Annotated in this window: 16 protein-coding genes and 2 pseudogenes; 9 read left to right on the forward strand and 9 right to left on the reverse strand. The window is 60.0% G+C overall.

Features of this window, described 5'->3' with window-relative positions:
• The first annotated feature begins 167 nt into the window (after positions 1-167).
• The 3 genes from JTY93_RS15935 (at position 168) to JTY93_RS15945 (ending at position 6,504) form a co-directional block, all read left to right on the forward strand.
• Positions 168-4,787 (forward strand): RHS repeat-associated core domain-containing protein, encoded by a 4,620-nt coding sequence (locus JTY93_RS15935; RefSeq protein ID WP_205518883.1) that lies wholly within the window; start codon positions 168-170, stop codon positions 4,785-4,787.
• Positions 4,784-5,338: a DUF6896 domain-containing protein gene (locus JTY93_RS15940; RefSeq protein WP_240357220.1), complete on the forward strand. Its 555-nt coding sequence runs from the start codon at positions 4,784-4,786 to the stop codon at positions 5,336-5,338. Before JTY93_RS15935 ends, JTY93_RS15940 begins: the two co-directional genes overlap by 4 nt.
• Before the next feature lie 617 nt (positions 5,339-5,955).
• Entirely contained in the window at positions 5,956-6,504 is a 549-nt protein-coding gene (locus JTY93_RS15945) for a dihydrofolate reductase family protein (RefSeq protein ID WP_205480698.1), read from the forward strand.
• Between the two features lie 74 nt (positions 6,505-6,578).
• Here the strand turns inward: JTY93_RS15945 and cysS are convergent, their stop codons facing one another.
• Together cysS and JTY93_RS15955 are read right to left on the reverse strand one after the other, a co-directional pair.
• Positions 6,579-7,961, reverse strand: coding sequence for a cysteine--tRNA ligase (cysS, locus tag JTY93_RS15950; protein ID WP_205480706.1), 1,383 nt, complete (start codon positions 7,959-7,961; stop codon positions 6,579-6,581).
• A 21-nt stretch (positions 7,962-7,982) separates the two neighbouring features.
• Complete coding sequence (locus JTY93_RS15955; protein WP_205480708.1) at positions 7,983-9,683, reverse strand: glutamine--tRNA ligase/YqeY domain fusion protein; 1,701 nt, start codon at positions 9,681-9,683, stop codon at positions 7,983-7,985.
• 247 nt (positions 9,684-9,930) lie between these two features.
• On the opposite strand from JTY93_RS15955, the gene JTY93_RS15960 reads away from it, so the two are divergent.
• Positions 9,931-10,434 (forward strand): peptidylprolyl isomerase, encoded by a 504-nt coding sequence (locus JTY93_RS15960; protein WP_205480711.1) that lies wholly within the window; start codon positions 9,931-9,933, stop codon positions 10,432-10,434.
• Positions 10,431-11,182 (forward strand): annotated as a pseudogene (lpxH, locus tag JTY93_RS15965) (UDP-2,3-diacylglucosamine diphosphatase). The gene JTY93_RS15960 and the pseudogene lpxH overlap by 4 nt, the downstream one beginning before the upstream one ends.
• Before the next feature lie 136 nt (positions 11,183-11,318).
• On the opposite strand, the pseudogene JTY93_RS15970 reads toward lpxH, so the two are convergent.
• From JTY93_RS15970 to JTY93_RS15995, 6 genes and pseudogenes are all read right to left on the reverse strand, one after another.
• Positions 11,319-12,847, reverse strand: a pseudogene (locus tag JTY93_RS15970) (DHA2 family efflux MFS transporter permease subunit).
• A complete protein-coding gene (locus JTY93_RS15975) occupies positions 12,847-14,049 on the reverse strand; it encodes an HlyD family secretion protein (RefSeq protein WP_092239067.1) in 1,203 nt (400 codons plus the stop codon). The pseudogene JTY93_RS15970 and the gene JTY93_RS15975 overlap by 1 nt, the downstream one beginning before the upstream one ends.
• A gap of 41 nt (positions 14,050-14,090) precedes the next feature.
• The gene (locus JTY93_RS15980) at positions 14,091-14,564 is read right to left on the reverse strand and encodes a MarR family winged helix-turn-helix transcriptional regulator (RefSeq protein ID WP_205478079.1); all 474 of its coding nucleotides are present in this window, start codon (positions 14,562-14,564) and stop codon (positions 14,091-14,093) included.
• A gap of 257 nt (positions 14,565-14,821) precedes the next feature.
• Positions 14,822-18,496: a translocation/assembly module TamB domain-containing protein gene (locus JTY93_RS15985; protein WP_205478078.1), complete on the reverse strand. Its 3,675-nt coding sequence runs from the start codon at positions 18,494-18,496 to the stop codon at positions 14,822-14,824.
• A complete protein-coding gene (locus JTY93_RS15990) occupies positions 18,493-20,220 on the reverse strand; it encodes an autotransporter assembly complex protein TamA (protein ID WP_205478077.1) in 1,728 nt (575 codons plus the stop codon). The genes JTY93_RS15985 and JTY93_RS15990 overlap by 4 nt, the downstream gene beginning before the upstream one ends.
• A 64-nt stretch (positions 20,221-20,284) precedes the next feature.
• Positions 20,285-20,935: a GNAT family N-acetyltransferase gene (locus JTY93_RS15995; protein WP_205478076.1), complete on the reverse strand. Its 651-nt coding sequence runs from the start codon at positions 20,933-20,935 to the stop codon at positions 20,285-20,287.
• Positions 20,936-21,121: 186 nt separating this feature from the next.
• On the opposite strand from JTY93_RS15995, the gene xthA reads away from it, so the two are divergent.
• Both xthA and JTY93_RS16005 read left to right on the forward strand, forming a co-directional pair.
• Positions 21,122-21,934 carry an exodeoxyribonuclease III gene (gene xthA / locus JTY93_RS16000; protein ID WP_029298338.1) on the forward strand — a complete coding sequence of 271 codons (813 nt, stop codon included), beginning with the start codon at positions 21,122-21,124 and terminating at the stop codon, positions 21,932-21,934.
• Between the two features lie 216 nt (positions 21,935-22,150).
• A complete protein-coding gene (locus tag JTY93_RS16005; RefSeq protein ID WP_205478075.1) occupies positions 22,151-23,491 on the forward strand; it encodes a substrate-binding domain-containing protein in 1,341 nt (446 codons plus the stop codon).
• A gap of 101 nt (positions 23,492-23,592) precedes the next feature.
• On the opposite strand, the gene JTY93_RS16010 is transcribed toward JTY93_RS16005, so the two are convergent.
• On the reverse strand, positions 23,593-24,822 hold the full coding sequence (locus tag JTY93_RS16010; protein ID WP_205478074.1) for an acyl-CoA dehydrogenase: 1,230 nt from the start codon (positions 24,820-24,822) through the stop codon (positions 23,593-23,595).
• A gap of 151 nt (positions 24,823-24,973) precedes the next feature.
• Between JTY93_RS16010 and JTY93_RS16015 the strand changes: the two genes are divergently transcribed.
• Together JTY93_RS16015 and JTY93_RS16020 are read left to right on the forward strand one after the other, a co-directional pair.
• Entirely contained in the window at positions 24,974-25,903 is a 930-nt protein-coding gene (locus JTY93_RS16015; RefSeq protein WP_205478073.1) for a LysR family transcriptional regulator, read from the forward strand.
• Between the two features lie 70 nt (positions 25,904-25,973).
• On the forward strand, positions 25,974-26,375 hold the full coding sequence (locus JTY93_RS16020; RefSeq protein ID WP_205478072.1) for a MerR family transcriptional regulator: 402 nt from the start codon (positions 25,974-25,976) through the stop codon (positions 26,373-26,375).

Raw genomic sequence — 26,375 nt, forward strand, 5'->3', positions numbered from 1 at the left:
CTGCGTTTTTCCTTAAGACTGATCGCTAGTTGATGTGGGCATAAGCGGCGATCCCACCTAGTAAATTCTGCCTGCACGTAAGCCCATTCTGATTTAACAGACCACACCTCCAACCACCCTTTTCCTGCGGCATTCTCCGACGCCTTTCTTTTGCAGAGACGTCATGGATGCCAGCTCCTGCCCCTGATTCATCCCCCCTCGACCTGATCGAATACGAGCTGAACGGCTTTCACCAGAGCCTGGCGGTGTATCGCCAGCAGGTAACCAGCTGGTACGCGCAAGCCCTGGACAAGGCCAGCCATGCCACGGATTTGCCGTCGTTGCTGGGCATGGAGCGAGTGCTGCGGGTCGGCGACTCCCAAGTGTCGGTGAGCATGACCGACACCGATTTTGCTTCCAGTGTTGCCGTGTGCCCGGCAGGCGGCGAGCTGAAGATCCAGAGCAAATTCGAGTCGGTGTATGACGTGCCGCTGGGCAATCTCCAGGTGCAGGTGCTTGGCCTGGATGACGGCAGTTCCACGTTTATCCAACTGGATGAACAGGGTCAGGCCTCCCATCACTGCGTGGCCGGCGGGCGCTATCAGGTGCGTGTGCAGGGCGGGGTGTCGCCGGCGCAGGTGGAGGCGCTGTTTGCGTCCTACGACGGTTTGACCGTTGAGCTGCAAGCCTGGCTGCGCAAGGAGTGGAGTGGGTTCAAACCGCACTGGCAGGCCTCCAGCGCGAGCGCCATTGGCAGTGGGATATTGGCCGGGACCTGGTCAGCCATTTCCGGGGTGTGGGACAGCGTGTCGCTGGTGCAGGACATCCTCAAGGACCCGGCCCAGCACATCGAACGCCTCGGCACCCAGGCCGCCGAGCTGGCAGCCCTGGCGCGTGAAGCGCCCCAAGTGATGGAACAGGCGATGCTGCTGGCCAGCGACGAGGCAGCGCTGTACCTGATGTTACGCACGGCGATGATCTGGCTGTCGGCGTTGCCGCCCAGCCAGGTGGCGGGGAAAACCGCCGAGGTGATTACCGGGCTTGCCGTGTCGCTGCTCATTGATTTGCTGATTGCGCTGGTGCTGACCATTGCCCTGCAAGGTGCCGGGATCGCGTATCTGGGGCTGCGGCTGGCGAAGTATGGATCGCAGGTGGTTGAGCTTGCGGTGGGCTTCGTCAAAGGCGTGTTCGACATCCTCAAGCGTTTTATGGCGGCGGTGGATCGCTACAAGGCGGTGGCCGTGCGCGGCGTCGTCGGCGGCTTACAAAAAGGCGGCCTGCAGATGCACTGGGGGGCGCGGCGCAATACCACGCTCAAGCAACTTGAGGCGGTGGATGACGCGCCCTCCTCCGCGAAAAACCCCAACGGCGCAGCCAGCGCCAGCGCCGATAAAACCGCGACCCATGGCTGCCCGGTGTCCATGGTCACTGGCGAAGAACTGCTGACCCTGACCGATGGCGAGTTGCAGGGCGTGCTGCCGTTTGCCTGGACACGGCTGTATCGCACCAGTGCCGTGGAGGTGGATTGCGGGCTGGGGTTTGGCTGGAGCCATTCCCTGGCCCAGCGGCTGGTGGTGGTCGGTGAGTCGGTGGTGTGGACCGATCACGAGAACCGCAGTACCACCTTTCCCCTGCCGTCCGCTGCCCGCCCGGCCATCAGCAATAGCCTGGCCGAGGCAGCGATTTATCTGGGGGCGGCGTCGGATGAACTGGTGCTGGCGCAGGGGGCACGGTTCTACCACTTTCAAGACGGTGTGCTGACGGCGATCAGCGATGGGTATGACAACCGCCTGCGTATTTCCCGCGATGTATCGGGGCGGATTCTGCGCCTGGATAACGATGCCGGGCGGGCGCTGCTGTTGCGCTATGACCGCGGGCATATCGTGGCGGTGGACTATCAGGTGTTTCGCGTGGAAAGCGAAGCGGATGACGCCTGGGTGACTGAGCAGAACGTCGTTTCCTACCGCTATGACGAACAGTGGCGACTGGTTGAGGCGACCAATGCTGTAGGCGAAAGCGAGCGTTATCAGTACGACAGCCTTGCGGTAATCACTGAACGGCAGTTGGCCGGTGGGGCGAGTTTCTTCTGGGCGTGGGAACGGTCTGGCAAGGCAGCGCGCTGTGTGCGGCATTGGGCCAGTTTTGCGCAGATGGATACGCGCTATGTCTGGGATGACGACGGCCGCGTCACCCTGCTTAACGCCGATGGCAGCCAGGAAGTCTACGTGCATGACCCGCGCGCACGGCTGGTGCAGCGGGTCGACCCGGACGGCGGCGAGCATTTCAAGTCCTACGACGCCCAGGGTCGGCTGACGGTTGAACAGGATCCCCTTGGGGCGATTACAGCCTATCAGTACGACGAGGCTGGGCGCTTGGTGGCGCTGTTTCCGGGGGATGACGAGCCTACCGCCTACGAGTATGAGCATGGCTTCGTACGGGTCATGCGTCGGGGTGCGGCGGTCTGGAAGTACCAGCGTAACGATCAGGGCGATATCACCCGCCAGACTGATCCTGATGGCAACGTTACTGAGTACAGCTATGACAAACGTGGGCAGCTTTTAGCGGTTTGGTATCCGGACCACAGCTGTCAGCGCCTGACCTGGAATGACCTTGGGCAGTTGGTTGGGGAGCAACTGCCCAATGGCGGCGTGCGGCGTTATCGCTATGACGACCTGGGCCGGCAGATTGCCCGTGAAGATGAACATGGCGCCCTGACCCACTATCACTGGGACGCGGTAGGCCGACTGCTCAAGGTGGTATTGCCGGGCGGCGCCACCCGCGAATTGAGCTACAACCCCTACGGAAAAATCATCGCCGAGCGCGATGAACTGGGCCGTGTGACCCGGTATGAATATGCCGACGGACTGCACCTGATCAGTCGCCGGATCAACCCCGATGGCACGGCGCTGCGCTATCGCTACGACAACACCCGCCTGCTGCTGACCGAAATCGAAAACGAGTCAGGCGAGCGCTATCAACTGGCGTACCACCCCAACGGCCTGATCCAACAGGAAACCGGCTTCGACGGCAAACGCACCACCTACGTCTACGACCTCAACGGCCACCTGCAGGAAAAAACCGAGTTCGGCGACGATGACCGTCAGCTGATTACCGCCTACCAGCGCGACAACGCCGGCCGCCTTATAAGAAAAACCCTGCCCGATGGCAGCACGGTGGATTACACCTACGACCGCCTCGGCAATCTCTTAAGCGTCGACGACGGCCACTGGCCGCTGCATTACGAATACGACCGCCAAAACCGCCTGACCGCCGAACACCAGGGCTGGGGCACCTTGCGCTACGGCTACGACAGCTGCGGCCAACTCGACCACCTGCGCCTGCCCGACAACAACCACCTGACCTTCAACCACGACAAGGGCGGCCACCTCGCCACCGTTGAGCTCAATGGCCGCACACTCACCTCACACCTGTTCAAAGCCGGGCGCGAGCAACAGCGCCAGCAGGGCCAACTGCTCAGCCACTACCACTACGACGACCAGGGCCGCCTGACCCAACACCAACACCGCCACTACACCTACGACAAAAGCGGCAACCTCACCCGCCTGCTCGACACCCGCAAGGGCCAGCACGACTACCACTACGACCCCCTCGACCGCCTGACCCGCGCCGACCACTCGCAAGACGTGCAAGAACGCTTCGCCCACGACCCGGCGGGCAACCTGCTGATGCAAGACCGCCCAGGCCCCGGCATCGTCGTCGGCAACCGCCTGTTACTACAAGGCGACCGGCATTGCGACTACGACGCCTTCGGAAACCTCATACGCGAACGCCGTGGCCGCGCACAGCAACGGGTCACCGAATACCGCTACGACTGCCAGCACCGCCTGATCGGCATCACCCAACCAGACGGCAGCCAGGCCAGCTATCGCTATGACCCATTTGGCCGGCGCATCAGCAAAACCGTGGCGGGCAAGACGACAGAGTTTTTCTGGCAAGGCGACAAGGTTATCGCCGAGCACACACATGGCCAGCACCGTAGCTATCTCTACGAGCCGGACAGCTTCAGGCCGCTGGCCTTGCTAGACGGTTTCGGGCCGGCCAATACACAGGTCTTCCACTACCAACTTGACCACCTGGGCACACCGCAGGAACTGACCAGCGCAGACGGCAAAATCGTCTGGTCTGCCCATTACCAGGCCTACGGGAAAATCACCCGGTTGGATGTAGGCACGGTCGACAACCCACTGCGCTTTCAGGGGCAGTATTACGACCGGGAAAGCGGGCTGCATTACAACCGGCATCGCTACTACAATCCGGACAACGGACGCTACCTGACCCCCGACCCGGTGAAGTTGGCGGGTGGGGTGAACGGGTATTTGTATGTGCCCAACCCAACGGGGTGGGTGGATCCGTTGGGGTTGAATGCGTGTCCGGGTGGGGATGGGTGCAAGCCGAAGGGAAGTAGCGCCGACTCCCCCCACAATGCAGCAATAGATGAGGGTTTACCCTCACTGCCTCTAATTCACGAAGTTGATGCCCGAACTCTGAATCGTACGCACAGTATTGAGGGAAGACGGTCAACCAAACGAGTTGAGGAGATTTCTAGTAACATGCGAAGCAATGGGTACAACAAAAACACCCCTATTGACGTAATCGAATATAACGAGCAGCGTTATATTATTGATGGGCACCATCGGGCGTCTGCAGCAAGGCGAACACATACACTTGTCACCATAAGACTGATTGACAATATAGAAAACCACGATACCTCATTTAGCAGCATCAATGACGTAGTGAGCTCTTCAAAAACCGCTGGACCAGATAGGCTAGAAAGGTCAAGAAAATGAAAACTCAGACGCTAGAAGATCTAATCAGCGAATACTTAGAGGAAGTTGAAAAGGCAACCAACTTACTTGAATTATCGTTTGGTACAAAAAATATCTTAGGACTGTGGCGTTCAAAACAAATCCCGCAGCGCGGAAAGCTCAGCGATGACGCAACGTACGAACTACATGGAATCGGCTGCAGGGTTTATATATCCGAGAAATGTATTGACTTCGATTACGGCCCCGACGGTCGAATTGATGGCTTCGACTCATGGAGACTTTACATTTACGCATGCGAAGCTCAAAAAAAATACAAAAAATACACTAACAAGACGACGATCGAGCGAGAGTTCAGCGAGTACGTAGAAAAAGGAAAAGCAAAGAAAATTCAGGGTTCAATTTCCAACTTATTTTTTCCAGAAACCTTGATAAAAAAATCGGAACAAAAGGAACGAACCTATTTAATCGCAAGTAAATTTAGTAATAGGCCCACTATTGCCCACTATGAATCAACACCAAAACGCGTTGAGCGGCGGCAAACACTTGCGGCCATTGCTCGCGCAGGGTGCTAAATAGATCCGCTCCTTTAACCAACTACTGGAAGGTTTATACATCAATCCCCTCTCAGATATTTCCGACAGCGTTTTAGGGTTACCACTCGGAAGACGCCCCAATAATCTTCGGCAGTCGCTGCAAATTCAGCGACCGGGTTTCGCAGCCCGGTTAAACTCTAGACGCACAGCGTCCCCCACAAGATAGCGGGCGCTTTTTTATGCCTAATGTTATGGCGGCTGTGCGCGGGATACCTTCGGGTATGCCGGGTTCCTAGAGTCCCGGTCTGCGAACCTGCGTACAGCTACCACCCGGTATCGTTTCGCAGCGATGGGTAGTAGCTCCATAACTCTAGGAGCTTTGCCATGATCAAACACAGTCCAAACCCGCCATTAGACTCAACCTCGCTTCACGCAACTGCTCACCGCTGAACCCTCCTACTGAAACAAAGTGGTCTGCTGAAGACCATGGCATCTTCATCGTGCGCAAAGGAACAGATGCAAAGACGTTGTTGATCAACGCTTCGGAGGATCTTGCGTCGGCTCAACCGCCACGTCGTTCCCATTCGCCGCCAACGTGCAGGCGCTAAAGTGATACCTTCTCGATCCCACTTGATAAAAAAGGAGTTTTACCGCCGATGAGGATCAAATGTTCCGTCTTTATCGCAGCGAGCATTGACGGTTTTATTGCCCGGCCAGATGGGGATATCGAGTGGCTGCACCGACCGGAATATGAGAGTTCGGGCTTGAACGGCATCACGTATGAAAGTTTCATCGCAACGGTTGACGGGTTGGTCATGGGGCGTAAGACCCTGGAAAAAGTACTGTCCTTTCCAGAGTGGCCCTATGAGGGCACACCGGTCATAGCGCTGTCTCACCAGACCTTGCAGATTCCGGCGCATCTACAGGGCAAGGTGGAGGTCTTGGCAGCCGACGTGAGCACACTCGTCGAGCAACTGGCCGAGCGCGGCATGAAGCATCTTTATATCGATGGCGGCCAGACCATTCAGGCATTTCTTGAAGCAGGCCTGCTCAATGAGTTGATCATCACCCGTATTCCGATTCTGCTAGGTCAGGGGATTCCGTTGTTCAGTCAAGTCGGGCATGAATGTGAGCTTCGCCACATCGATACCTGGGCCTCGGACAATGGGTTTGTCCAAAGCCGGTATGCGATCGAGCAGTGTTGAATCGCAAAACCTCCACACACAAAAACGCCCCGAACCAGTCGGGGCGTTTTTATTCAGCTTGAAACAATCAGCCGTCAGTCAGCCAACCGCCACGTCGTCCCGCCCTTCCCATCTTCCAACACCACGCCCATGACGGTGAGTTGGTCGCGGATGCGGTCGGACTCTGCCCAGTCCTTGTTGGCACGGGCATTCAAGCGGGCTTGGATCAGTGCGTCGACTTCGGCTGCGTCCACACGCCCTTCGGCGCCGGCTTGCAGGAAGTCGTCGGCTTCCATTTGCAGCACGCCCAGCACGCTGGCCAGTTCTTTCAAACGGGCCGCCAAACCTGCCGCTACATCCAGATCGCTCTCGCGCAGGCGGTTGATCTCACGGACCATTTCGAACAGTACGGCGCAGGCTTCGGGGGTGCCGAAGTCGTCGTTCATCACGGTGGTGAAGCGCTCGACAAATGCTTCGCCACCGGCCGGCGCGACAACCGGCAGGCCTTTCAACGCATGGTAGAAACGCTCCAGGGCGCCCTTGGCGTCCTTGAGGTTGTCTTCCGAGTAGTTAATGGCGCTGCGGTAATGGCTCGATACCAGCAGGTAACGCACAACTTCCGGGTGGTACTTTTCCAGCACGTCGCGGATGGTGAAGAAGTTGTTCAAGGACTTGGACATCTTCTCGCCATTGATGCGAATCATGCCGCAATGCATCCACGCGTTGGCGTAGGTCTTGCCAGTGGCCGCTTCGCTTTGGGCGATTTCGTTTTCGTGGTGCGGGAACTCAAGGTCGCTGCCGCCGCCATGAATGTCGAAGGTCTCGCCCAGGCAGCAGGTGGACATCACCGAGCATTCGATGTGCCAACCCGGACGCCCGGCGCCCCACGGCGACTCCCAGCTCGGCTCGCCGGGCTTGGTGCCTTTCCACAGCACGAAGTCCAGCGGGTCTTGCTTGGCTTCGTCCACTTCGATGCGCGCACCGATGCGCAGGTCTTCGATTTTCTTGCGCGACAGCTTGCCGTAGCCCATGAACTTGGCGACGCGGTAGTACACGTCGCCATTGCCCGGGGCGTAGGCGTAGCCCTTGTCGATCAAGGTCTGGATCATCGCGTGCATGCCAGGGATGTGGTCAGTGGCACGCGGCTCCATGTCCGGCTTGAGGATGTTCAGGCGCGCCTCATCCTCGTGCATGGCCGCAATCATGCGCTCGGTCAGCGCGTCGAACGACTCGCCGTTTTCATTGGCGCGATTGATGATCTTGTCGTCGATGTCGGTGATGTTGCGCACGTACGTCAAGTCGTAGCCGCTGAAACGCAACCAGCGGGTCACCAGGTCGAAGGCAACCATGCTGCGGCCGTGGCCGATGTGGCAGTAGTCGTACACGGTCATGCCGCACACGTACATGCGCACCTTGTTGCCATCCAGCGGCTTGAAGACTTCTTTGGTCTTACTGAGCGTGTTGTAGATCGTTAGCACGATGTTTCCCTTAAGACTTGATCACTGGCCCCACGAATCACGCAAGGTCACGGTACGGTTGAATACCGGCTGACCAGGTTTCGAGTCCTTGATATCTGCGCAGAAGTAGCCTTCGCGCTCGAACTGGAAACGGTCTTCCGGCTGTGCGTCGCCAAGCGATGGCTCGGCACGACAACCCGTAAGCACTTGCAGGGAGTCAGGGTTGATGTTGTCGAGGAAACTCGCGCTGTCTTCTGCCTTCTCAGGGTTGGCCGAGCGGAACAGGCGATCGTACAGGCGGACTTCGCACTCGACGCTGGCAGCAGCCGGCACCCAGTGCACCACGCCTTTGACCTTGCGGCCTTCCGGGTTCTTGCCCAGGGTATCCGGATCGTAGGAGCAACGCAGTTCGACGATGTTGCCATCGGCGTCTTTAATGGCTTCGTCGGCACGGATCACGTAACTGCCGCGCAGGCGCACTTCGCCGTTGGGCTCAAGGCGCTTGTAGCCCTTTGGCGGCTCTTCCATGAAGTCGTCGCGGTCGATGTAGATTTCACGGGCGAACGGCAGCTTGCGCACGCCCAGTTCTTCTTTCTGCGGATGACGTGGCAGTTCGAGGTTCTCGATCTGGCCTTCCGGGTAGTTGGTGATCACGACTTTCAACGGACGCAGCACACACATGGCGCGCGGGGCGTTCGCGTCGAGGTCCTGGCGGATGCTGAATTCCAGCATGCCGTAGTCGACCACGCCGTCGGAGCGGTTGGTACCGACCATCTCGCAGAAATTGCGGATCGAAGCCGGGGTGTAACCGCGACGGCGGAAGCCCGACAGGGTCGACATGCGTGGGTCGTCCCAGCCGAACACGTGCTTTTCATCGACCAGTTGCTTGAGCTTGCGCTTGCTGGTGATGGTGTAGTTCAGGTTCAGGCGGCTGAATTCGTACTGACGCGGGTGCGCCGGTACCGGCAGGCTGTCGAGGAACCATTCATACAGCGGGCGATGGCTTTCGAATTCCAGGGTGCAGATGGAATGCGTAATGCCTTCGATGGCGTCCGACTGACCGTGGGTGAAGTCGTAGTTGGGGTAGATGCACCACTTGTCACCGGTCTGGTGGTGGTGGGCATGGCGGATGCGGTACATGATCGGGTCGCGCAGGTTCATGTTCGGCGAGGCCATGTCGATCTTGGCGCGCAGTACGCGGGCGCCGTCCGGGAACTCGCCGTCGCGCATGCGGGTGAACCAGTCCAGGTTCTCTTCTACCGAACGGTCGCGGAACGGGCTGTTCTTGCCCGGTTCGGTCAGGGTGCCACGGTATTCCTTTGCCTGCTCCGGGGTCAGGTCGTCGACATAGGCCTTGCCGGCCTTGATCAGCTCCACCGCCCAGTCGAACAACTGGTCGAAATACTTGGAGGCATAGCGCACTTCACCGGACCATTCAAAGCCCAGCCACTTGATGTCGCTTTCGATGGCGTCGATGTATTCCTGGTCTTCCTTGGCCGGGTTGGTGTCGTCGAAACGCAGGTGCGTGACGCCACCGAACTCCTGGGCCAGGCCGAAGTTCACACAGATCGACTTGGCGTGGCCGATGTGCAGGTAACCGTTGGGCTCAGGCGGGAAACGGGTGACGATCTGCGTGTGCTTGCCCGAATCCAGGTCCGCCTGGATGATCGGGCGCAGGAAATTGACCGGGACGGCAGGTCCGGCCTTGGAATTCGAGGTAGGGTCGACAGTGGGCTTGCTCATAGGATCCTTGAACAGACAGGTACGTGGCCGGGTCAGGCCAGACAAACAAAGGGCTTATCATAGCCGATGCTGTCAAGCACCTGACAGGGCATGGCCAAAAACTGCTGCATTTATTGCACGGGCGGTAAAAAACCACCTCGAAATTCCTGCCGGGCACGCTAAACTGCGCGCCTTGGCAGCGTTTTGCCAGACAGGTGCAGGCGTGTAACGCGCCAGAACCCACGAATTCCTTGAAAGAGTAGTGAACATGACTCAAGTCAAACTGACCACCAACCACGGTGACATCGTCATCGAACTGAACGCCGAGAAAGCGCCGCTCACGGTCGCCAACTTCATCGAATACGTTAAAGCCGGCCACTACGAAAACACCGTTTTCCACCGTGTCATCGGCAACTTCATGGTCCAGGGCGGCGGTTTCGAGCCGGGCATGAAAGAAAAGAAAGACAAGCGCCCAAGCATCCAGAACGAAGCGGACAACGGTCTTTCCAACGACAAGTACACCGTCGCCATGGCCCGTACCATGGAGCCGCATTCGGCCTCCGCGCAGTTCTTCATCAACGTGGCCGACAACGGTTTCCTCAACCACAGCGCCAAGACCGTACAGGGCTGGGGCTACGCGGTATTCGGTAAAGTCACCGAAGGCACCGACGTCGTGGACAAGATCAAGGGTGTTTCCACCACCATGAAAGGCGGTCACCAGGACGTACCAGCAGAAGACGTGATCATCGAGAAAGCCGAGATCATTGCGTGATATTGCTGATTTCAGATTTGCATCTGGAAGAGGAGCGCCCGGATATTACCCGGGCGTTTCTGGATTTACTCCACGGCCGCGCCCGTGGCGCGCAAGCGTTGTACATCCTGGGGGACTTTTTCGAAGCCTGGATTGGCGACGATGGCATGACCCCGTTCCAGCGTTCGATTTGCTCCGCTCTACGTGAGCTGAGCGACAGTGGCACCCAACTATTTTTGATGCATGGCAACCGGGATTTCCTGATCGGCAAGGCGTTCTGCAAAGCAGCAGGCGCAACTTTGCTCAAGGACCCCAGCGTCGTGCAGATGTATGGCGAACCCGTGCTGTTGATGCACGGCGACAGCCTGTGTACCCGCGACCTCGGCTATATGAAGCTGCGGCGCATCCTGCGTAACCCCATTGTGTTGTTTATCCTGCGCCACCTGCCCTTGCGCACTCGCCATAAACTGGCGCGCAAGCTGCGCAGTGAAAGCCGTGCGCAGACGCGCATGAAGGCCAACGATATTGTCGATGTGACGCCCGAGGAAGTGCCACGGGTGATGCAGCAGCTCGGCGTGCGCACCCTGGTCCACGGCCACACCCACCGCCCGGCCATTCACAAATTGCAGATTGGCGAGCAGGCGGCCAAGCGCATTGTGCTGGGGGGGATTGGGACAAGCAGGGTTGGGCGTTGCAGGTGGATGAGCAAGGGTTTCAATTGGCGGCGTTTGACTTCGTCAACCCGCAGTTGGCGTTGCCTGGCGCCTGACTTACAAACAACGCGAAGCAAATGTGGGAGCGGGCTTGCTCGCGAATGCGGTGCGTCAGTCACCTAAGATGTCGACTGACACACCGCATTCGCGAGCAAGCCCGCTCCCACATTTTTCACTGCGTGCGCTGCAAGATCAGTGACCTGACGCCGCCGGACCAGCCTTCGCGGCAAACGGTGGCTTGGCCAGCCACACCAGCAGGATCAAACCCATGAACATCCACCCCAGCAACGTGAAATAGTCCACGGTGGACATCATGTATGCCTGGCTGGTGAGCACCTGATCGAGCTGCGCATAGGCCTTGTGGCCCGCGCCGCCCAGGGTGTCAGCGCATCGCGGGTGGCCGAGTCGTACACACTCATGCTCTCGCTCATGTAGGCATGATGCTGGTCAGCCCGGCGAATCCAGATCCAGGTGGTCAACGATGCCGCAAAGCTACCGCCCAGGGTTCGCAGGAAGGTCGCCAGGCCCGCACCGTCGGCGATCTGGTGCGGCGGCAGGTCGGACATCAGGATGCTCAAGGTCGGCATAAAGAACAGCGCCACACCGATGCCCATGAACAGCTGCACCAGGGCGATATGCTGGAAGTCCACTTCATTGGTGAAGCCGGCGCGCATAAAGCAGCTCAGGCCAATCGCCAGGAATGCCAGGCCGGCCAGCAGCCGCAAATCGAACTTGTGTGCGTACTTGCCGACAAAGGGCGACATCAGCACCGGCAGGATGCCGATCGGCGCCACGGCCAAGCCGGCCCAGGTGGCGGTGTAGCCCATCTGCGTCTGCAGCCACTGCGGCAGGATCAGGTTGATCCCGAAGAACCCGGCATAGCCCAGCACCAGCACAATGGTGCCGATGCGGAAATTGCGGTGGGCAAACAGGCGTAGGTTGACCACCGGATGCTTGTCGGTCATTTCCCAGATCACGAACACCGCCAGGGCGATCACCGAGATGGCCGCGCCGATGATGATGAAGTTGGATTCGAACCAGTCCAGGTCGTTGCCCTTGTCGAGGATGATCTGCAGGGCCCCGACCCCGACGATCAGGCTCAACAGGCCGACATAATCCATCGGCTGATGGCTGGTGACCACCGGCCGCTTCTTGAGCTGCGAACGCACCACCATCACCGCGAAGATCCCGATGGGCACGTTGATAAAGAAGATCCACGGCCAGCTGTAGCTGTCGGTGATCCAGCCGCCAAGAATGGGACCTGCAATCGGCGCGACCACCGTGACCATCGCCAGCAATGCCAGGGCCATGCCGCGCCTGGCAGGTGGGTAGACCGCGATCAACAGTGTCTGCGTCATTGGGTACAACGGCCCCGCCACCAGACCTTGCAGCACCCGAAAACCGATCAGCTCGGGCATTGAGGTGGAGATACCACACAGGAACGAAGCCAGCACAAACAGGATGGTGGCCCACAAAAACAGCTTCACCTCGCCAAAGCGCCGGCTCAACCAGCCGGTCAATGGCAGCGCAATGGCATTGCTCACGGCAAATGAGGTGATGACCCAGGTGCCCTGCTCCGAACTCACCCCCAGGTTGCCGGAAATGGTCGGCAGCGCCACGTTGGCGATGGTGGTGTCGAGCACCTGCATAAAGGTCGCCAGGGACAGGCCAATGGTGGCCATCAGCAAGCTGGGCGGCGTGAAGGAGGCGTTATTGCTCATCAGCGTTGTGCTGCCTTGGGCGCGGCCACGCTGTTGTCATGGATCAACTGGGTGATCATCGCGTCGGCCTCGGCCAACTGGCGGTCGTACACATTGGTGCTGAACGAAGCCTTTTGCGGCGGTTGCTGCGCCAGCACCGGGCCGCTCTGGTCGTGCAGGTTGACTTCAACCTGGGTCGACAAACCCACTCGCAACGGGTGCTGGGCCAACTCTTGGGCATTGATATGGATGCGCACCGGCACCCGTTGCACGATCTTGATCCAGTTGCCCGTGGCGTTCTGCGCCGGCAGCAGGGCAAATGCGCTGCCGGTACCGGCGCCGAGGCTGTCGACGGTGCCGCTGTATTTCACATCACTGCCGTAGATATCGGCCTCGATGTCCACCGGCTGGCCAATGCGCATCTGGCGCAACTGGGTTTCCTTGAAGTTGGCGTCGATCCACAGTTGGTCCAGGGGAATCACCGCCATCAACGCCGTACCCGGCTCGACTCGCTGGCCCAGTTGCACGGTGCGCTTGGCCACGTAGCCGGTGACCGGTGCGATCAGGGTGCTGCGCGCATTGGCCAGGTAGGCCTGGCGCAATTGCGCGGCAGCGGCCTGCACATCCGGGTGGGACGAAATCACCGTGTCATCCACCAACGCGGTGGAGGTATTGAGTTGCTGTTGCAGGTTGGCCAGCGAGTTGCTCGCCGCGCTCAGGGCGTCACGGGCGTGGGACAGTTCTTCCAGGGAAATCGCGCCACCCTGGGCGAGGATCCTGCGGCGGTTGAAGTTGTCCTGGGCGGTTTGCACTTGGGCTTTTTGTGCCTGGACCTGGGCTTTCATGCCATCCACATTGCTGTACAGGCCGCGCACCTGGCGCACCGTACGTGCCAGGTTGGCCTGGGCACTTTGCAAGCCGACGGCCGCATCGTTGGGATCGAAGTTGATCAGCACCTGACCTTCGTGGACCAGGTCGCCATCATCGGCGCCAATGCTGACCACAGTGCCGGTGACCAGCGGGGTGATTTCCACCACGTTGCCGTTCACGTAGGCGTCGTCGGTGCTTTCGCTCCAACGGCCATAGAGCTCGTGCCAGCCCCAGACGCCCACTACGCAGAGCACGACGATCAGCGCCAGGCCCAGCAACATGATCTTGCGTTTGCGCGGGTTGCTGTCGTCGGGTTGGGAGGGTGCGGTGTTGTTTGCTTGGGCAGTAGCCATGACAAATACCTTGCGTTATTCAGCGCGCGTGACTGGCGTGTTCATTGAGTCCCGACCCGTTGCAGGGTGATGGGGTCACCCGCAGCGACCAGGATTTTCTTGAGGATGTATTCCAGGGTCTGCAATTCCCCCGGCTCCAGCACGCCAGCCAGTTGGTTCAGGGCCTGGGCGCCGATCTGCGGCAACATGTCCGCCAGGCGCTGGCCGTCGGCGGTCAACACAAGCTGCACCTGGCGCCGGTCCTGCTCGGAACGCTTGCGTGCCAGCAGGTGTTTTTGCTCCAGGCGGTCGAGCATGCGGGTCATCGAGCCACTGTCCAGGGACAGATTGCGGCACAGCTCCGCCGGGGTATCGACGCCGAACTGGGCCATGATGATCAACACCTTGAACTGCGCGGCGGTGATGCCGTGGGGTTCCATATGGGTGTCGATAATGCGGTCTTTGAGAATCGCGGCACGCCCTAGCAACAGGCCGAGGTGGCAGTTGTGGAAGTTTTCCGGGGTGAAGTGTTTCATCGAAAGTCACCTTATTACTGCCTAGGCAGTGAATATGTGACCAAATATTACTGCCTAGGCAGCGAATGTCAAATAAATAGTTAGGCTGCTTGGTAATCAGGCGATGACTGGAGCCATCGGAAGGTTCTGAATCCACGACAAAACAAATGTGGGAGCTGGCTTGCCTGCGATTGCGGTGTGTCAGCCACTAGAAATAGTGACTGAACCACTGCTAACGCAGGCAAGCCAGCTCCCACAATTTGATTGACGTTTAAACGTCAGAAATCCCGTTTGTAGAAGATATCCAGGGAGCTTGCCACGCCGCTGGCCACTTCCAGATACACCCGCTTGCTCAGCAGGTAGCGCAAGGCGATGGTGCTGGCCGGTTCGAACACCCCCACGCCGTAACGCAAGCTGAGCTTTTCGGTGATCTTGCCGCTGGCCACCACCGCCGTATTGTTGCCGCTGCCCTGGGTGTCCAGTTCGAAGTCCTGGATCCCCAGATTCTTGGCAATATCCGATGTCACCCCGGCACTGCCCATCAACCCCAGGCCCAGCGCCGCTTGCGCCAGCATGTTGTTGTCTTCACCGGTGGTGCTCAACGGACGCCCCAGCACCAGGTAGGACAGCGCCTGCTCCTGGCTCATGGCCGGTTCCGAGAAGATTTGCGTGGTGGGTTGCTCGGCACTGCCGCTCAAGCGGATACCCGCGATCACGTCGTCGGTCTTACGGATGGCTTCGATATCCAGGTACGGCTGGTCGAGCGGCCCGGCGAACAGCAGGCGCGCACGGCGCACATCGAGTCTCTGGCCGTAGGCACGGTAACGGCCGTCGTTGAGCCAGAGTTCGCCACGGGTGTCCATGTTATCGCCGATATGCACCCGGCCCTGGACCTTGGCCGTGAGGCCGAAGCCGGCGAAGTTGAGTTGATCCTCGCCCACCACCACGTTGATATCCATGGCCATGGACATCGGCGGCTTGCCTTCTTCGGTCTGGCTGCCAACGATCACCGTGTCATCCGAGACCTTGACCGTCGAAGGCGGCAATTCGCGCACGGTGATATCGCCGCGCGGGATGTGGACATTACCGGCGATCGCCAACTTGTCGTCCTTGAGGCTGATCTTCAAGTCGGGCGCCACTTCCAGCTTGGCGTAGGGTTCGACCGTAACCGGTAATTGCGAACCCTGCAGGCTGAGGTCAACGACCAGGGCCCGGCCCCAGTCGATCTGGCCCTTGAGGCTGCCCTGCCCGGCCTTGCCGCTGCGCCAGCCGCCGTTGAGCTGTACGCTTTCACCGGCAATCAGTGCCTGCACGTTCAGGCCCTCAAGGCTGATCGGCAGTTCGGGCCCGGAAATCTCGCCCGCGATCAGGTTGATATTGCCGTTGACCTGCGGCGCCAGCAGCCCGCCGGAAATACGTCCGCTGCCGTTGAGCTTGCCGCTGAGTTTTTCCACCATCGGCACAAACGGTCGCGCTACCGCCAGGTCCAGACCGGTGAGGCTGAAGTTGCCGGAGATCGGCTTGTTTTTCGCCAATGGGTTGAGCTGTGCCTGCAACAACAACTCACCGAGCTTGCCGCCGCGGAAATTCAGCTGGGTATCGATGCGCGTAGGGTTGAGTTTGGTTTCCAGCTTGAGAGTGTCGTAGGGGAAATCCAGCCACTGGTCCTTGTCCTTGACCCGCAGCGTGCCGCCACTGGCATCCACCGCGATCAGGCCTTTGGGGCCGCTGGCCGGCAGGTCGAGCTGGATATCGGCGTTGAGCTTGCCCTGCCAGGCAAAATCCTTGGGCAACCATTGCGCCAGGCTGTCGATGGGGAATTGCTTGAGGTGGTAGCGCAGCTTGGGATCGGGCATCAGCCGCTGGTCTTCGCCACACAGGCTGGCGGGCCCGGAAACCCAGCAATGGGCGGCGAAGGTCAGCTTGCCGTCGGCCATGCGCTCGATTTTTGCCGGGGCCTGCAGTTTCCAGTCCTGGCCACCGGCCTGTACGTCACCACTGGCCAGGCGTCCGCGCCAGTTGCCTTTGTCGAGCGTGCCGTCCAAGGCCAGGGCCAGCTTGACCAGCGGGCCCATCAGGTCCAGTTGGACTTTCTGGCTTTGGATATCGCCCTGGGCGCTGGCGGTCAGGGTGCCAACCTGGGTGTCACCGGCCTGGATACCGCTGCCCTTGAGGTCGATCTTCGCCCGTTGTGCGCTATCAAGTGTCGCGTCCAGGCTGAGGGCTTGCAGGCGATTGTCTTCAAACACCAACTGCTGGCCCTTGAGGTCGAGCTTGCCTTGGGGGGCTTTTAAAGTGCCGGCCACATCGAGCCGGCCATTGATCTGCCCACGCAACTGCGGCCACAGTTGGGCCAGGCGTGCGAGCTTGATGTCGATCTGCCCGGCCAAGCGCTGTTGCAGGCTGCCACTGCCGTTGATGCGGTTGTCACCCAGGCGGATATCCAGGTTGGCCAGGGTCCATTGCTCACCCGCGCCTTCGGCCTTGGCCGCCAGCAGGGCGGGCTGGCCGCGTAAACGGCCCTTCAGATCAAGGTCAGCGTTGAGCTTGAGTTGATCGTTTTTCATTTCACCTTGGCTGCGCAGCGGCCCGGCGAGCGTGCCCGGTAGCTCCGCGACCCAGTACGCCGGGTTGATCGCCGACAGGTCAAGCGCCGTATCCCAGGCGATGCCATCGGCAAATTGCAGGTTCAGGTGGCCTTCGGCCTTGCCTTGGCCGGCAACCAGTTTCAGTTCCGGCAGGAACACTTGGGTCAGGTCGCCACTCAATGGCGTGACCAGGCTGAACTTGCCGGCCGGCCCATCGAGGTCGGCCTTGAGATTGCCCAGGTAGTTACCGTCCTTATAGGAGACTTCGCCGTTGAAGGTACGCAACACCACTTGCGGCTCGTCAATCAGCGGATAGAGGCGATGCCAGGGGAAGTCCAGCCAGTCGATTTTTGCATCCGCGCTGAAGCCTTGCTGCCAATCCAGCTGGGCACTGAGCTTGAGGCTCTGCTTGTCCCCGGCAGTCAGGTCAAGGCCAGCGATCTGCGCACCCTTGGCGTCGACCCGACCTTGCAGCAACAGGTCAACCGGGCCCTTTTCTGCGGGTAATACGGCCTTGCCCAGCAGTTGATAGCCATTGCCCAGGTCGCCCTTGGCCGTCAGGTCCAGTTGGTTGAGCTGCAAGGTGTCCGGCAAGTCGGCGGCGGGCTTGAAGCCATCGGCGGTGATCTGCAGTTGCGCCGGCAGGTTCTCGACCAGAGGTTGCAGTTCGCCCTTGAGCTTGGCGGGCAGGTAGCCCGTGCTGTCGGCGTCGAGCTTGAGGGTCTTGAGCAAATCACCCGTGACGTTCAGCGCCACGGCCCATGGCGCGCCACCCGGGGCGTAGGGCAGGCTCAGGTTACCGGTCGCCGTCAGCGGCCAGTCACCGGTGGGTTGCAACATACCGCTGAGGTCCAGCACCAGGCCTTCGCGCTGCAGGTGCACCGCGTCGATCTTCATCCCCTCGGCGGTCCAGTGCGCTGCCAGTTGCAGGCCCTGGAGTTCTTCGCTGCCGTTGAACAGCAGGCTGCCTACACGCACGTCGCCCAGTTCGATGGCCAGGGGCAGGTTCAAGTCTGGGAGGGTAATCGGGCCGCTGCTTTCTTCGGTGCTGGCCGGGAATTGCAGGCTGACCTGCTCCACGTCCAGTTGCCGGATGCACAACGTCATGCGCAGCAGGCACGCCGGCGACCAATCGAATTTCGGCGCCTTGAGCTCCACGCGGCTGCTGTCTTGTTGCCACAGTAGATGGTCGGCGCTCCATTGCCCGCCCAGGCGGCCCTGGAAATTGTCCACGCTCAACCCCGGCACTTGGCCAAGGGCCCAGCGACTGCCGACTTGCGTACCCAGTACGCTCCATACCGCCAGGGGCAACAAGGCGACGAGCGCCACTGCACTCAGACCCGCTATTTTCAAACCACGCTTCACAGCTCAGGCCCCATGGAAAAGTGCAAACGAATACCGCCCGGATCTTCCAGGGCATGGGCCAGGTCAAGGCGAATCGGGCCGACTGGCGACACCCAGCGCACGCCGACGCCAACCCCGGTTTTCAGGCTCGGCAATTCAAGGGTGTTAAAGGAGTTGCCTTGGTCGACAAAGGTCGCGATCCGCCATTTTTCGGCGATGGAATACTGATACTCGGCGCTCAAGGCCACCATATAGCGGCCACCGATACGGTCGCCCTTGTTGTTTTCCGGGGACAGCGTCTGGTACTCGTAGCCACGCACGCTCTGGTCGCCACCGGCAAAAAAGCGCAGGGACGGTGGCACCGACTTGTAGCCGTTGGTGGCGCTGCCGCCAAACTGCGCGCGGCCGAGGAAGCGGTGCTTGTCCCACACCGTGGTCAAGCCCTTGATCATCGCGGTGCCGTACAGCAAGTTGGTGTCCGAGCCCAGCCCTTCCTTGGCCACCTTGGTATCGAATTGCAGGCGATAGCCGTTATGGGGGTCGATGCGGTTGTCGCTGCGCAGGTAGGAATAGCTGATTCCCGGCATCAGCAAATTGCTCAAGCCAGAGTCATCCCCCAGGCGATATTCTTCGCGCTGCAACTTGAGCGAGATCACCCGTGTCCAGCCGCTGGGCAACTTGGTGTGCCATTCCGGGCCGAGGGTGAGCAGTTTGCTGAGGGTGTCGGTGTTGGCCAGTTCTTCGTTCTGGTAGCCGCCGGCAAAGCGCAGCTTGTCGGTCAATGGCGGGTCGAGGGGAATGTCGTACCACAGGCCGACGTTCTGCCGGGGCGCCGACAGTTCCGCCTCCCAGCCATAGCTATGCCCCTGGGGGTTGACCCAATGCCGCGTCCAGTTGGCCTTGCCGCGCGGGCCCACGTCGGTGGAAAAACCCAGGCCCAGGCCCATGGTCCGCGGTTTGCGGGTTTGCAGCTGGACCGCCACCGGGATCACATCATTGGCCGCTGCGGCCGGGGCCGCGTCCACCCGCACGCCCTCGAAATAACCGCTCGATTGCAGGGCCTGGTTCAGCTCGGCAATCAGTTCGGAATCGTAGGGAGCACCGCTCTTGAACGGCACCATGCGTTGCAACAGTTCTTCATCAAAGGGGGTATCGCCGGCAAAGTTGACCTTGCCGAGGGCGTAGCGCGGGCCGCTGTCGTAGACCAGCTCGATATCGGCCACGCCCGCCTGGGGATCGACAGACAGTTTCTGCTGGGTGAAACGGCCACTGAAATAGCCGAAGCGCGAGGCCTGATTCTGGATCAGGCGCTTGGCGTCTTCATAATGACCATGGTTGAGTACGGCGCCGGACTTGAGGTCTTGGCTGTCGGGCACACGAAAGGATTTGAGCTCTGCCGCCGGGCCATCCACCCGAATCGTGACATTACGCAAATGCACGGGCTCGCCAGGGTCGATGCTGAGGATCAGGCGCGGGTTCTTGCCGGCCTTTACCTCACTGGCAATCTGCGGCTGATAAAAGCCCAATGCCTGGGCGGCCTTGCGCGCCTGCTCCTCGGCACCGCGACTGAAGCGCAGCAAGGCCTCCTCATCACGCTCGCCAACCCCGCCGATATAGCCTTCGATATTGGCCTTCAGCGCATCGTTTGAAGGCTTGACCCGTACGTCCAATTCGCTTTGCGCCAAGGCGCCGCAGCTTGTGAACAGCAGAATCAAGCCGCTGGTAAATCTATTGGAAAACTTCATAGGCGCGGATGCTACACGAGCTGGGGAGCACCTTAGAACCGGGAATTGTCTGAATAATTCTGTGTTAAGGCGTTGCAGGTTGTAACACTTGGGGATTCGGGTGAAAAAACACATGCTCCAGGATAGGTCCTACAGCCACCTCGCCCACTTCTTCATAGCCCTGGCGCTTGTAGAACTCCAGGTAGAGCGGATTGCCGGTGTCCAGCACCACCCCTTGTGAATGCGGGTCTTCGGCACACCAGTTATGCACGGCTTCCAGCAGTTGTTCACCGTAATGCTTGCCCTGGAATTGCGGGTGAATCCCCAACAGCGGCAATACGTGTACCGCCTCGGACGGCAGGCACGCCAACACCGCCTGATGGTATTCGAGGTAACGCCGGGTACACCTCAAGCCAGTGCTCAACCACATGCGCAATTGCCAGGCCCAGCTTTCGGTGATGCCCAGACGCCGTTGCGGGGGAGCAATCAGCGCAATGCCGATCAGCCGGTCATTGACCAGCAGGCCGATCGCCGGCAGTTCCTGGAGAAAGTGCTGTTTGACCAGCTCACGCACGGTAGCCCTGACCCGCTGCTCATAACCGGAACGTTCAGCTTCAAACAGATAGGCGAAGGTCGGCTCATGGCGATAGGCGTGGTACAGCAACGAGCGCGCTTCGCGGGAATAGCCGCTATCGAGCAAGTGAACCTGGGCAATGGCAGTGGAAGTGTCGGGCATCAGTTATATCTCCCTGGGCGCAACTCAAAAGGTCACGCTCTTATTGTTACGAGCCCGGGGCAACTGAGTCGTTCCGTGCCATTGGCTCCTTGAGAGACATTAGCAGTGCATCTGTCCTACCGCCACGCTGGCCCCCGTCCGACTTGTCGGCTAGCATCGCCCTTTTGCCAGACTGGACTGCCGACCATGAAAATCGTCTCCTTCAATATCAACGGGCTGCGTGCCCGGCCTCACCAGTTGGCGGCCCTGATCGACAAACATCAACCGGACGTGATCGGCCTGCAGGAAACCAAGGTCCACGACGACCAGTTCCCGCTGGCTGAAGTCCAGGCCTTGGGGTATCACGTGTACTACCACGGGCAGAAAGGCCACTACGGTGTCGCCCTGCTCTCGCGCCAGGAGCCACTGGCCCTGCACAAGGGTTTTGCCAGCGACGATGAGGATGCCCAGCGCCGTTTTATCTGGGGCACCTTTGCCGATGAACACGGCAACCCGATCACCATCATGAACGGCTATTTCCCACAGGGCGAAAGCCGCGATCACCCCACCAAGTTCCCGGCCAAGCAGCGCTTCTACGAAGACCTGCAACAGTTGCTGGAAACCCAGTTCAGCAATGACCAGGCGTTGGTGGTGATGGGTGATGTGAACATTTCCCCTGAGGATTGCGATATCGGCATCGGTGCCGACAACGCCAAGCGCTGGCTGAAGACCGGCAAATGCAGCTTCCTGCCGGAAGAGCGCGAATGGATGGCGCGCCTGAAAAACTGGGGCCTGACCGACAGCTTCCGGCACCTGAACCCGGATGTGGCGGATCGCTTCAGTTGGTTCGATTACCGCAGCCGCGGCTTTGAAGATGAACCCAAGCGTGGCCTGCGCATCGACCTGATCATGGCCTCCAATGGCCTGTTGCCACGGGTCAAGGATGCGGGCGTGGACTACGAACTGCGCGGCCTGGAAAAGCCGTCGGACCATGCGCCGATCTGGCTGGAACTGAGCTGAGTTTTGCGGCAACACTGTCAAAAAATGTGGGAGCGGGCTTGCTCGCGAAAGCAGTGAATCAGTCGCTGGATGTGTTGAATGACACACCGTATTCGCGAGCAAGCCCGCTCCCACACAAGCCGCTCCCACATTGGGTTCAGTTGGCCCTCAGTCATATTCTGGCAACCTTACTGACTTAATCTGCCCGCACTTCCTTTGGCTTGAGAAGGTGGCGGCATGATGCTGCGCGTTCTGTACCTGCTGGTTCTCTGTAGCACGTTCCCTCTTGCGGCCCTGGCAACGCCCCTACCCTTTCCCGAACACGGTCCGGCATTGCGCATCCAGGGCTCCAACACCATTGGCGCGGCGCTGGGCCCGGCGCTGGTAAAGGGCTTGATGGAGCAACAGGGCCTGAAGACCGTACACAGTGAACCGACGAAACGCCCCAATGAGCAGCGCCTCGTCGGCACGAGCCCCCAAGGCAAACGGGTCCTGGTAGAAATCGCCGCCCACGGTTCCAGCACCGGCTTTGCCGCGCTGAAAAAGGCCGAGGCCGATCTGGCTGCCGCATCGCGCCCGATCAAGGACCGCGAGTTGGTGGATCTCGAACCCCTGGGCGACCTGAAAAGCCCCGGCGCCGAACAGGTGATCGCCATCGATGGCCTGGCGATCATCCTGCATCCACGCAACCCCTTGCAGACCTTGACGACCGAACAACTGGCGAGGATTTTCAGTGGCGAAGTCAGCACCTGGGAAGCCTTGGGCGGCGCCGGCGGGACGATACGGTTGTATGCCCGCGATGATCAATCCGGAACCTACGACACCTTCAAGGAGCTGGTGCTCAACCGTCGCGGCAAAACCCTCGACAGCGCGGCCAAACGCTTTGAGTCCAGCGAGCAACTGTCCGATGCGGTGAGCCACGACCCGCAGGGTATTGGCTTCATCGGCCTGCCTTATGTGCGCCAGGCCAAGGCCGTGGCCATCAGTGATGGTGATTCCCAAGCGATGTTGCCGGCGAACAGCCTGATCGCCACCGAGGACTACCCTCTGTCGCGGCGCTTGTTTTTCTACCTGCCGCCCGCTAACACCAATCCCTGGGCCGAGGCGCTGGTGGACTTTGCCCAGAGCGCCCAGGGCCAGGCCATCGTTGCCGCCAACGGGTTTATCGCCCAACAGGTCCAGGCCATCAGCGTGCAGCCACGGCCACCGATGCCGGACGCCTACCAGGCCATCGCTCGCGAGGCACAACGTCTGAGCGTGAATTTTCGCTTCGAAGAAGGCAGCGCCAGCCTGGACAACAAGGCACGCCAGGACCTGGCGCGGGTGGTGGCTTATATAAACAGCCACGACAAACGTAACAAACGGGTCACGCTAGTGGGGTTTGGTGACGCCAAGGATGACCCGCAGCGCGCTGCCCTGTTGTCGAAGTTGCGGGCGATGGCGGTGCGCCGGGAACTGGTCAAGAGTGGCGTGGTGTTACGCGACATCCGCGGCTTTGGCGCCGAGATGCCGGTGGCGACGAATACCGTGGATGAGGGCCGGATCAAGAATCGCCGGGTGGAGGTCTGGGTTTATTGAAGCCTGAAAACGGGTGGTTACTGGCCCAACGCTATCGCGGGCAAGCCCGCTCCTACACTGAATGTGGGAGCGGACTCGCCCGCGATAAGTCCGGCGTGGTGTTACTGACCACTGCGCATCAGCTCTTTAGGCACATATTTGCCAATCTCAAACTTGCCAATCGCCGCCCGATGCACTTCGTCCGGGCCGTCGGCCAGGCGCAGGGTGCGCTGCATGGCGTACATATAGGCCAGCGGGAAGTCATTGGATACCCCGGCACCGCCGTGGATCTGGATCGCCCGGTCAATTACCTTGAGCGCTACATTCGGTGCCACGACCTTGATCTGGGCGATTTCACTTTTCGCCACTTTGTTGCCGACCGTGTCCATCATGTACGCCGCTTTCAAGGTCAGCAGGCGTGCCATGTCGATTTCCATCCGCGAGTCGGCGATCTTGTCGATGTTGCCACCCAGGCGCGCCAGCGGCTTGCCAAACGCGGTGCGGCTGACCGAGCGTTTGCACATCAATTCCAGGGCGCGTTCAGCCATGCCAATGGAGCGCATGCAGTGGTGGATCCGGCCCGGGCCAAGGCGACCCTGGGCAATTTCAAAGCCACGGCCGTCACCCAGCAGCACGTTTTCGTACGGCACGCGCACGTTGTCGAACAGTACTTCGGCATGCCCATGGGGCGCGTCGTCGTAGCCGAACACCGGCAGCGGCCGGACGATTTTCACCCCAGGCGCATCCACCGGTACCAGGATCATCGAGTGTTGCTGGTGGCGCGGCGCATCCGGGTTGCTCAGGCCCATGAAGATCAGGATCTTGCAACGTGGGTCGCACGCGCCGGAGGTCCACCATTTCTTGCCGTTGATGACCCACTCGTCACCCTGGCGTTCAGCGCGGGCGGCCATATTGGTGGCGTCGGAGGACGCCACATCCGGTTCGGTCATGGCGAACGCCGAGCGGATCTCGCCGCGCAGCAGCGGCTCCAGCCAGCGCTGTTTCTGCTCTTCGTTGGCGTAGCGCACCAGCACTTCCATATTGCCGGTGTCGGGTGCCGAGCAGTTGAACGGCTCCGGGCCAAGCAGGGAGCGACCCATGATTTCTGCGAGCGGCGCGTATTCCAGGTTGGTCAGGCCGGCGCCCAGCTCGGACTCCGGCAGGAACAGATTCCACAAGCCTTCGGCCTTAGCCTTGGCCTTGAGCTCTTCCATGATGGCGGTGGGCTGCCAGCGATCACCTTCGCTGACCTGGCGCTCAAACACCGGTTCGGCTGGGTAAACGTAAGCATCCATAAACGCGGTGACGCGTTCACGCAGTTCCTGAACCTTGGGCGAATAGGCAAAATCCATGAGCAGCTCCCTTCTTTGAGAGGTTGTTTAGGTCATGCAATCGATGCTAGAACAGCGCTGATAATTTACCTAGCCTATTCTCGGCGTGTATTAACATTCATCACCGATATATGATCGGCGTATGAACACCTAACAAGAAGAGCGCAACGAAATGAATCTGAGCAAGGTCGACCTCAATCTTTTCATCGTCTTTGACGCGATCTACACCGAAGCCAACCTGACCCGCGCCGGGCAGATCGTCGGCATTACCCAGCCGGCGGTATCAAACGCCCTGGCGCGCCTGCGCGAGACCTTCAACGACCCGCTGTTCGTGCGGACCGCCCAGGGCATGGTGCCGACCCCCATGGCCCAGAACATCATTGGCCCCGTGCGCAACGCCCTGTCGCTGTTGCGGGTGTCGGTGCAAGAGAGCCGGATCTTCAACCCCTTGCAGGCCGCCAAGACCTACCGCATCAGCATGACCGACCTCACTGAAGCGGTGATCCTGCCGTCGCTGTTCCAGCGCCTGCGCCGCCTGGCGCCCACGGTGATCATCGAAAGTTTCCTGTCCAAGCGCCGTGAAACCACCAAGGAACTGGCCGCCGGCCGCCTGGATTTTGCGGTGGACGCGCCCCTGAACACCGACCCGCAAGTGCGCCACGTCAAGCTCATGGAAGACCGCTATGTGTGTGCCATGCGCAAGGGCCACCCGATGGCGGGCAAGGAAAAGTTCAGCCTGGATGACTACCTCTCGCTGACCCATATTCATATTTCCAGCCGACGCAATGGCCTGGGCCACGTCGACCTGGCTCTGGGCAAGATGGGGATCCAGCGCAAGATCGCCCTGCGTTCGCAGCATTACCTGATGGCCTCCCAGGTATTGCAGCAGACCGATATGGTGATGACCGTGCCCGAGCGCTTTGCCAGGCGTAACGACCTGCACTCGTTCTACCTGCCGGTCAATGATGTGCCGCCAGTGGAAACTCACCTGTACTGGCATGAAAGCACCGACCAGGACCCGGCCAACCGCTGGATGCGCGAGCAGATGATCGAACTGTGCCAGCAGGTCACGGCGCGTGAGAAGAAGTTGGATAACGCTTAGATGGCGATTCGCTTGACGTTTACGTCAAGCAGCCATTAGCGTAGCGCCAAGACCCTCCTTGAGCGCCACCATGAGCACGACCTACAGCATCTCCGACCTGGCCCGCGAGTTGGACATCACCACCCGGGCCATTCGCTTCTATGAAGAACAAGGCCTCCTGAGCCCCGAACGCCGAGGCCAGGAGCGTATCTATTCGCCCCGGGACAAAGTCAGCCTGAAGCTGATCCTGCGCGGCAAGCGCATCGGCTTTTCCCTGGCCGAATGCCGCGAGTTGATCGAACTCTACGACCCCACCAGCGGCAATCAAAAGCAATTGCACAGCATGCTGTCGAAGATCAGCGAACGCCGTGAACAGTTGGAACAACAGTTGCTGGACATCGAACAGATGAAGCTGGAACTGGACACCGCCGAAGAACGTTGCACCCAGGCCCTGGAACAGACGATCCAGAGCCAGGTCGGCCAACCCCAATAA

The organism is Pseudomonas hygromyciniae (assembly GCF_016925675.1).
Classification (GTDB): Bacteria; Pseudomonadota; Gammaproteobacteria; order Pseudomonadales; family Pseudomonadaceae; genus Aquipseudomonas; species Aquipseudomonas hygromyciniae.